This window comes from Aquiluna sp. (genome assembly GCF_965064355.1).
The window spans coordinates 1-8,018 of the sequence record NZ_CBCHRQ010000061.1 but is presented as its reverse complement, the minus strand read 5'-3'; the positions used below and the strand labels follow the sequence as shown (position 1 = coordinate 8,018).

10 protein-coding genes are annotated in these 8,018 nt (G+C 52.9%); all 10 read left to right on the top strand.

The window, feature by feature from the left end; genetic code table 11:
* The first annotated feature begins 38 nt into the window (after positions 1–38).
* Genes AC128V_RS05835 through secF form a run of 10 tightly spaced genes read left to right on the top strand, consistent with a single transcriptional unit; the run spans position 39 to position 7,823 of the window.
* Positions 39–572 (top strand): HIT family protein, encoded by a 534-nt coding sequence (locus AC128V_RS05835; protein ID WP_482763737.1) that lies wholly within the window; start codon positions 39–41, stop codon positions 570–572.
* A 9-nt stretch (positions 573–581) separates the two neighbouring features.
* A complete protein-coding gene (pdxS, locus tag AC128V_RS05830) occupies positions 582–1,472 on the top strand; it encodes a pyridoxal 5'-phosphate synthase lyase subunit PdxS (protein ID WP_482763736.1) in 891 nt (296 codons plus the stop codon).
* A complete protein-coding gene (gene pdxT, locus AC128V_RS05825) occupies positions 1,473–2,030 on the top strand; it encodes a pyridoxal 5'-phosphate synthase glutaminase subunit PdxT (RefSeq protein WP_482763735.1) in 558 nt (185 codons plus the stop codon).
* A gap of 12 nt (positions 2,031–2,042) precedes the next feature.
* Positions 2,043–2,792: a YebC/PmpR family DNA-binding transcriptional regulator gene (locus tag AC128V_RS05820; RefSeq protein WP_482763734.1), complete on the top strand. Its 750-nt coding sequence runs from the start codon at positions 2,043–2,045 to the stop codon at positions 2,790–2,792.
* The gene (gene ruvC, locus AC128V_RS05815) at positions 2,792–3,325 is read left to right on the top strand and encodes a crossover junction endodeoxyribonuclease RuvC (protein ID WP_482763733.1); all 534 of its coding nucleotides are present in this window, start codon (positions 2,792–2,794) and stop codon (positions 3,323–3,325) included. The genes AC128V_RS05820 and ruvC overlap by 1 nt, the downstream gene beginning before the upstream one ends.
* Positions 3,326–3,329: 4 nt before the next feature.
* The gene (ruvA, locus tag AC128V_RS05810) at positions 3,330–3,896 is read left to right on the top strand and encodes a Holliday junction branch migration protein RuvA (RefSeq protein ID WP_482763732.1); all 567 of its coding nucleotides are present in this window, start codon (positions 3,330–3,332) and stop codon (positions 3,894–3,896) included.
* A complete protein-coding gene (gene ruvB, locus AC128V_RS05805; RefSeq protein WP_482763731.1) occupies positions 3,893–4,864 on the top strand; it encodes a Holliday junction branch migration DNA helicase RuvB in 972 nt (323 codons plus the stop codon). Before ruvA ends, ruvB begins: the two co-directional genes overlap by 4 nt.
* 58 nt (positions 4,865–4,922) lie before the next feature.
* Positions 4,923–5,183: a preprotein translocase subunit YajC gene (gene yajC / locus AC128V_RS05800; protein WP_482763730.1), complete on the top strand. Its 261-nt coding sequence runs from the start codon at positions 4,923–4,925 to the stop codon at positions 5,181–5,183.
* Positions 5,184–5,185: 2 nt separating this feature from the next.
* On the top strand, positions 5,186–6,859 hold the full coding sequence (gene secD / locus AC128V_RS05795; RefSeq protein WP_482763729.1) for a protein translocase subunit SecD: 1,674 nt from the start codon (positions 5,186–5,188) through the stop codon (positions 6,857–6,859).
* On the top strand, positions 6,852–7,823 hold the full coding sequence (gene secF, locus AC128V_RS05790) for a protein translocase subunit SecF (protein ID WP_482763728.1): 972 nt from the start codon (positions 6,852–6,854) through the stop codon (positions 7,821–7,823). Before secD ends, secF begins: the two co-directional genes overlap by 8 nt.
* Positions 7,824–8,018: the final 195 nt, after the last annotated feature.

Here is an 8,018-nt window from a genome sequence, read left to right as displayed (position 1 = left end):
CTGATCCTGGACTCAATTGAATCTAAGACGCAGGTCTGATGAGCGACTTTCTCGAATCAATGTCGTCGATGCAAGATGACTTTCAGCGGCTTTGGACTCCGCATCGTCTGATCTATTTACAGACCGGGCAGCAGCCACCGGATGATGAATGCCCGTTCTGCCTAGGGCCTGGCAAGTCAGACGAGGACGCATTGATCGTCTTCCGCGGGAAAACTTGTTTCGTTCTGCTAAATCTCTTCCCATACAACGCAGGTCACTTATTGGTCTGTCCTTACCGTCACGTTGACACCTATGACGCAGCTACTGATGAGGAGATTGCAGAGATTGCTTTGCTTACTCAGCAGGCCATGCGAACTCTAAGGAAGGTTTCTGGCACTCACGGGTTTAACATCGGGATGAATCAAGGTGAGGTTGCAGGAGCTGGCATTGCTGGCCACCTGCATCAACACATAGTTCCAAGGTGGAGCCACGATTCAAACTTCTTCCCGATCATCGCTAAGACCAAGGCCATGCCGAGGCTACTAAGTGATGTTCGCGAAACAATTGCTAACAACTGGTCAACAGCGAAATAGGATTGAGACATGTCAGATAAGTCAAATGCAACCCCATTGGTAAAAAGCGGCCTGGCAGAAATGCTAAAGGGCGGCGTAATTATGGACGTCGTAACTGCTGAGCAGGCAAGGATTGCTGAAGATGCGGGCGCTGTCGCTGTTATGGCGCTCGAGCGAGTGCCTGCAGATATCCGAGCACAGGGCGGCGTTGCTCGCATGAGCGACCCAGACTTGATCGACCAGATCATAAAGACTGTATCCATCCCAGTTATGGCTAAGGCCCGTATCGGACACTTCGTAGAGGCACAGGTACTTGAGTCGCTAGAAGTTGACTACATCGACGAGTCGGAGGTTCTAAGCCCTGCCGACTACGTGAACCACATCGATAAGTGGGGCTTCAAGACTCCATTCGTTTGTGGCGCAACCAACCTGGGTGAAGCACTCAGACGAATCACTGAGGGCGCGTCCATGATTCGCTCAAAGGGCGAGGCCGGCACCGGTGACGTCTCTGAGGCAACCAAGCACATCCGCACCATCTTGTCTGAGGTGCGTGCACTTGCTGCCAAGAACGATGACGAGCTCTATGTCGCAGCCAAGGAGCTACAGGCCCCTTACCAGCTCGTAAAGCAGGTTGCACACTCTGGAAAGTTGCCAGTAGTGCTCTTTGTTGCCGGTGGCGTAGCTACCCCAGCGGATGCAGCCATGATGATGCAGCTTGGCGCTGACGGAGTGTTCGTCGGCTCTGGAATCTTCAAGAGTGGTAACCCAGCTGCTCGCGCTGGAGCAATTGTCAAGGCAACCACTTTCTTCGACGACCCAAAGGTCATTGCAGAGGTCAGCCGTGGCCTAGGAGAAGCAATGGTTGGAATCAACGTGAACGATCTTCCAGCTCCTCACCGCTTGAGCGAGCGTGGTTGGTAGTTGCTAGTTGGCGTCCTAGCGCTTCAGGGTGATTGGCGAGAGCACAGGCTCTTACTAGAGCAGCTTGGGGCGGAAGTTTTACCGGTAAGGCTAAGCCAAGAACTCGACCAAGTGGATGCGCTGGTTATCCCAGGTGGCGAGTCAACCACAATGTCCAATCTTGCTAAAAGCTTTGGACTTTTTCCTGCGCTTCGCGAATTCGTAAAGAACAAGCCAACCCTTGGCACCTGTGCCGGTCTGATAATGCTCTCTGACAAAGTTCAAGGCGCGGCAGAAGGTCAGGAATTTGTTGGTGGATTAGACATTGAGTCTTCACGAAATGCCTATGGCGGTCAGAGCTACAGCTTCGAGGCTGATGTTGAGATCTCGGGGGAGTCAGAGCGAGTTGCTTTCATTCGAGCCCCTAGAATTTTGGCGGTAGGAAAAGCAGATGTGATCGCTTCGCTAAATGGTGAACCGGTTGCTGTAAGGCAAGGGAACCTTTTTGGGGCGACCTTTCACCCTGAGATCACAGGCGGCACGAAACTGCATTCACTTTTCCTAGAGAGCATTAGCTAAGAAGAAGGATTCATGTCAGGCCATTCCAAATGGGCAACAACCAAGCATAAAAAAGCAGCCAACGATTCCAAACGCGCCAAGCTCTGGGCCAAACTCATTCGCAACATCGAAGTCGCAACCCGCTCCGGCGGAGCTGACATCGAAGGAAACCCAACCCTTTACGACGCCGTATACAAGGCGCGAAAAAACTCTGTCCCAAGCGACAACATCGACCGTGCAATCAAGCGTGGTTCTGGAGCGTTGGGCGACGCTGCCGATTACACCAACATCATGTACGAGGGTTACGGGCCAAATGGAATCGCCATCCTGATTGAGTGTTTGACCGACAATAAGAACCGCTCGGCTGCTGAGGTGAGGACTGCCGTAACCAAGAATGGTGGCACCATGGCGAACCCTGGCTCAGTTTCATATCAGTTTGCCCGCAAGGGTGTGATCGTCGTTGTTGACGGTGCTGACGAAGACGCAATTCTTGAGGCGACGATTGAGCATGATGTTGAAGACCTCTCCGCCAACGGCGATGGCTTTGTTCTAACCTGTGACCCTTCTTCAATGGTCGACGCGCGCGCAGCCTTGCAGTCGGCCGGCATCGACTATGAGTCGGCGGATGTCGAGTTTGTCTCGTCCTTGAAGATTCAGGCAGATGCCGAGACGGCGAATAAAGTCATCAGGATGATCGACGCGATTGAAGATTTGGATGACGTCCAGAGCGTCTACACCAATATGGATATCTCGGTTGAGGTGCTAGCAGCGCTAGAGGCCTGATGGCAATCATTTTAGGTGTTGACCCAGGCCTTACCCGCTGTGGCTTCGCCCTTATTGACACGGCGAAGAATGAGGCATTGGCTTTTGGAATGTATCAATCCCTTCCATCTTCCGACGCCAGAGATCGAGTAGGCGCGATTGCAGCTGAGCTCAAAAGCCTTATTGCTCAACATAAGCCCGAGTTGATAGCCCTTGAAAGAGTGTTCGCCCAAGCAAACCTTCGATCAGTGATGGGGGTTGCGCAGGTGTCTGGAGCTTTGATGGCCCTCGCCTTTGAGGCGAATATTCCACTTCAGTTCTTCACCCCGAGTGAGGTAAAGGCTGCCGTTACCGGAAATGGTAGGGCTACCAAGGATCAAGTCGCCCTGATGGTCACCAGAATTTTGAAGCTTGAAGAAGTGCCCAAGCCCGCTGACGTTGCTGATGCTTTAGCTGTCGCACTGTGCGCTTCAAAGCGCGGAGCTGCGGTGGGCACTTCTGCACAGCAACAGTGGGTCGCGGCGGCCAAAAAAGCCTCTCGCCGACTAGGTTAGGCACGTGATTGAACTTCTAGCCGGACGGGTCTCCAGGCTGTCCTCAGACTCGCTAACTCTCATTGTTTGTGGTGTTGGCTTTCGCGTTGCAATCACGCCTCGATTTTCCCTAAAACTCAAGCAGAATCAAGAGCTTGAGCTGGTTACTCGTCTTGTCGTGAGAGAAGATGACCTCTCACTCTTTGGCTTTGAGAACTCGGGGGAGCAGGAGGCTTTCGACCTGCTCTGCTCGGTGAGCGGCATTGGCCCAAAGCTTGCAATGACTGTCCTAAGCGGTATGGACTCTCAGCAGATTGCGAATGCCGTAAATTCTCAGGATGACGCAGCATTCAGAGCAGTCTCCGGCATTGGTCCCAAGACTGCGAAACTGATTGTGATTTCCTTGACCAACAAGGTTGGACTCTCGTCATCGACACCACGTTCCAAAGTCCTAGAAGCATTACTGCAGCTTGGAACTGACGAGGGGCTCGCTCGCGAGATTCTGGTTCAGATCCCTGAGAACCTGGATAATTCAGCCGCCCTAAAGCAGGCTCTCGCACTGCTTGGAAAAGCCAGATTGAGCGATCGATGATTGAGCCAACCCCAGACGAAAGGGAAGTCGAACAGACGCTTCGACCTTCTAACCTCAGTGAATTCGTCGGACAGAAAAAAGTAGTCAGCCAGATTGAACTTCTGATGTCGGCAGCCAAGCTGCACAATCGCACTCCTGACCACATCTTGCTCGCAGGGCCTCCAGGCTTAGGCAAAACCACCCTGGCGATGATTGTTGCCCAGGAGTCCAATCGCACACTCAGGCTTACCTCAGGACCTGCCATCCAGTCCTCTGGGGATCTGGCATCAATGCTCTCTGCTCTTGAGACTGGTGATGTGTTGTTCATTGACGAGATTCATCGCATGTCTAGAAGCGCTGAGGAAATGCTTTACCTTGCGATGGAGGACTTCCGAGTCGATGTCATGGTTGGAAAGGGCCCCGGAGCAACTTCAATCTCGCTGGACATTTCTCCCTTCACCCTGGTGGGGGCTACCACGCGAAGCGGAATGCTACCAACCCCACTCAGAGATCGATTTGGCTTCACGGCGTTCTTAGAGTTCTACGAGACCGAGGAGCTCGAAGGCGTGATCCAAAGATCAGCCATACGACTGGGCATAGATCTGACTTTCGAGGCCGTAGCTGCCCTGGCCCTGAGATCACGCGGCACACCTCGAATAGCAAATCGCCTGCTCAGGAGAGTCAGAGACTTTGCCGCGGTGAATGGTCACATAACCGTTGATCTGGAGTCTGTTTCTGGAGCTATGGCGCTATTTGAGATTGACAGTCAGGGGCTCGACCGTGTCGATCGCCAAATTCTTCGGCTGCTGGCAACGCAGTTTGCTGCTAAGCCGGTTGGACTGAGCACACTGGCAGTAGCCATAGGCGAAGAGCCGGAAACCATAGAAGCAGTGATCGAGCCGTATTTGATTCGAATTGGCTACATTCAAAGGACATCGAGGGGTAGAGAGATTACCCAAGCCGGAATCCAGCACATTAGTCAGAGCTAGAGCGAAATCCAATCAGACCGCCTATAATTTCGGGGGACCTGTTCGGTAAGGAAAAACCTTGGATTACATTCTGCTTGGCGTGCTCGCCGTAATGATTTTGCTTTTGGTACAACAGAACCGCAAGCGCAAGAAGGAAGCTCAGAGCTTGCTATCTGCCCTAGCTGTCGGAGCTAACGTCATCCTGCACTCAGGAATCAAGGGCACTGTTACCGCAATCGACGGCGATGACATCGTCATCGAGTCCACCCCTAAAACCAAGCTGGTAGTCGTCAAGGCCGCAGTTCGCGCCATCGCGCCAGCAGTAACAGAAGAAAAGTAACCATGGCCGAGAACACCACGTCAAGTTCAGCCAAGCGCAAACTTGGTTGGATCGGAGGCATTGCAGCCTTCTTCGCCGGTCTAATCATTTGGGGAGTAGCAAGCGGACAGCCCGGAGCTGCCTACGTCCCTGAACTGGCACTTGACCTTCAGGGTGGAACCTCAATCATCTTGACCCCTACCCTCGCCGATGGCGAGAGCGTCGACCCAGAGCAGCTAACCCAGGCACTTGAGATCATTCGCCAGCGAATTGATGGCACCGGTGTAAGTGAAGCTCAGGTCAGCATTCAGGGCGAGCAGAACATCCTGGTTTCGATTCCTGGTACCCCGGACGCGAACACGCTTCAGTTGATCAAGGCTTCTGCGCTTTTGGAATTCCGCCCAGTGATTACTTATGGGGCAAACACAGTGGTTACCGAGTCTGCGGCAGTTGACTTCTCCCAGTTATCCGACACCCCAAGTGCAACACCTGCCAATGGTTCGGATGCGCTTTGGGTGACCGACAGAGTGAAGGCTCAGTTCGAGGCTCTCGACTGCACGCAGGCTTTCCGCCCTGCAGGTCAGGTTGACGACCCAGCAAAGCCACTTGTGACCTGCGATGACACTTTGGCTCTTAAGTACATCCTTGGCCCTGTAGAGGTCTTCGGTCTGAATATTTCGAACGCAACCTCAGGTACTGTCGCCACTCAGACTGGTGCAAGCACCAATGACTGGGCTGTAAACCTTGAATTCGACGCCGAGGGTACCGCTGCTTTTGGCACTGTGACCGCTCGTCTGTTCACATTGCAATCACCGCAGAATCAGTTCGCAATCACATTGGATGGACTAGTAATTACAGCACCTGCCACCAACGCTGTGATCACGAATGGCCAGGCGCAGATCACTGGTTCCTTTACTCAGGAATCGGCAACTGTATTGGCAGACCAGCTGAAGTATGGTGCTCTGCCAATTGGATTCGAGATTCAATCTCAGGAGAACATCTCCGCGACTTTGGGTGAGGATTCGCTAGCAGCTGGTTTGCTTGCCGGCCTTATCGGTCTGATAGTTGTCGTTGTCTATATGACCTTCCAGTACCGAGGATTAGCCTCTGTGGTTCTCGGATCGCTAATCGTGGCAGCGCTTTTGGTCTACCTAGCGGTTGCATTCCTAAGTTGGAGACAGGGCTACAGACTGTCACTTGCCGGTGTAGCAGGTTTGATCGTGGCCATCGGTATTACAGCCGACTCGTTCATCGTTTACTTCGAGCGCGTTCGCGATGAACTTCGAGAGGGTAAAACCCTTGAGGTTGCCGTCGAGGCGGGCTGGAAGCGCGCGCTTAGAACAATTCTGGTTTCTGACGCAGTTAGCATCACTGCTGCTGTAACCCTTTACGTGCTAACCAGCTCCTCGGTTCGAGGCTTCGCCTTCACCCTTGGTCTAGTGACTCTGATTGACCTCTTAGTTGTTGCACTATTCACCCACCCGATGCTTCAGCTGTTGGCTAGAAACAAGTTCTTTGCCTCTGGACACAAGTGGTCCGGTTTCGACCTTTCGGCTTCTCGCGCTGCCTATCTAGGTAGAGCTGAGTTCCGAGTCAGCGAAGTGCTAGCCGAAGGTAAGGCGGAGAAGGCCTCCAAGGAAGCCAAAAGACGCCAAACCATTGCAGAACGCAAGGCCAAGGAGGCTGCTAATGACTAGTTTCAAGCAAATTGGTAATGACCTTTACTCCGGAGAGCGTTCTTTCGACTTCGTTGGCCGACGTAAAATTTGGTATGCCTTCGCAGCCCTTGCGGTAATCCTTGCCATCCTGCTACCTATCTTCCGCGGCGGATTCAACTTCGGTATCGAGTTCCGTGGCGGTAGCGAATTCAGGCTTACCAACTCTCAAGAGTTGCCACTTGAACTTGCAGAACCAGCCATTCACTCGGTGGTGCCAGAGGTAGCAGTGGTGATCTCCAAGGTCGGTGTCTCTGACATCCGCATCCAGACTGAGCAGTTGGAAGACGTCGAGTCTGAGGCGGCACGTCTGGCCCTGGCCAAAGAATATAAAGTCGATGCTTCTACCGTGGCATCTAGCTTTATCGGACCAAACTGGGGTGCTGATGTTACGCGTCAGGCAATAACGGGTCTGCTGGTGTTCTTGGTCCTAGTTTCGATCCTCATGGCTGTTTACTTCCGCTCTTGGAAGATGTCGCTTGCGGCACTGATTGCTTTGCTTCACGACCTTGTGGTGACTGCTGGTGTCTACGCTGCGGTTGGTTTCGAAATCACCCCGGCAGCTGTAATCGGCTTCCTCACGATCTTGAGCTACTCGCTGTATGACACCGTGGTCGTTTTTGATAAGGTCCGTGAGAACACGCTGGAAATCGAGTACTCAGAGACTAGAACCTTTGGTGAGATGGTGAACCTTGCGGTGAACCAAACCCTGGTTCGCTCTATCAACACCTCTGTGGTAGCGGTATTGCCTGTTGCAGCCATCTTGTTTGTGGGATCGGCGCTTTTGGGAGCTGGAACCTTGCGTGACATTGCTCTAGCGCTATTCGTTGGAACGATTGTCGGTACCTACTCGTCGATCTTCTTAGCACCTCCTATTTATGTACACCTTCGCGAGAATGAGCCCAAGCTGAAGGCAGCTGCTGACAAGGTTGCCGCAAACCGCTAATAGACTTCTCACTACCAGAATCAGGAGTGGGAATTGACCGACAGCCTTGCATCGTCGCTTCGGTCGAGACTGCCCAGAATCTTCACTAGGTCTTCGACCGCATATTCGACGGATCTAAGCGAGCTCATCCGGATAGTCCGACTCAACCATGCCAAGACTGATCCAGCCTTTATTGAGAAGGCCTACAAAATTGCC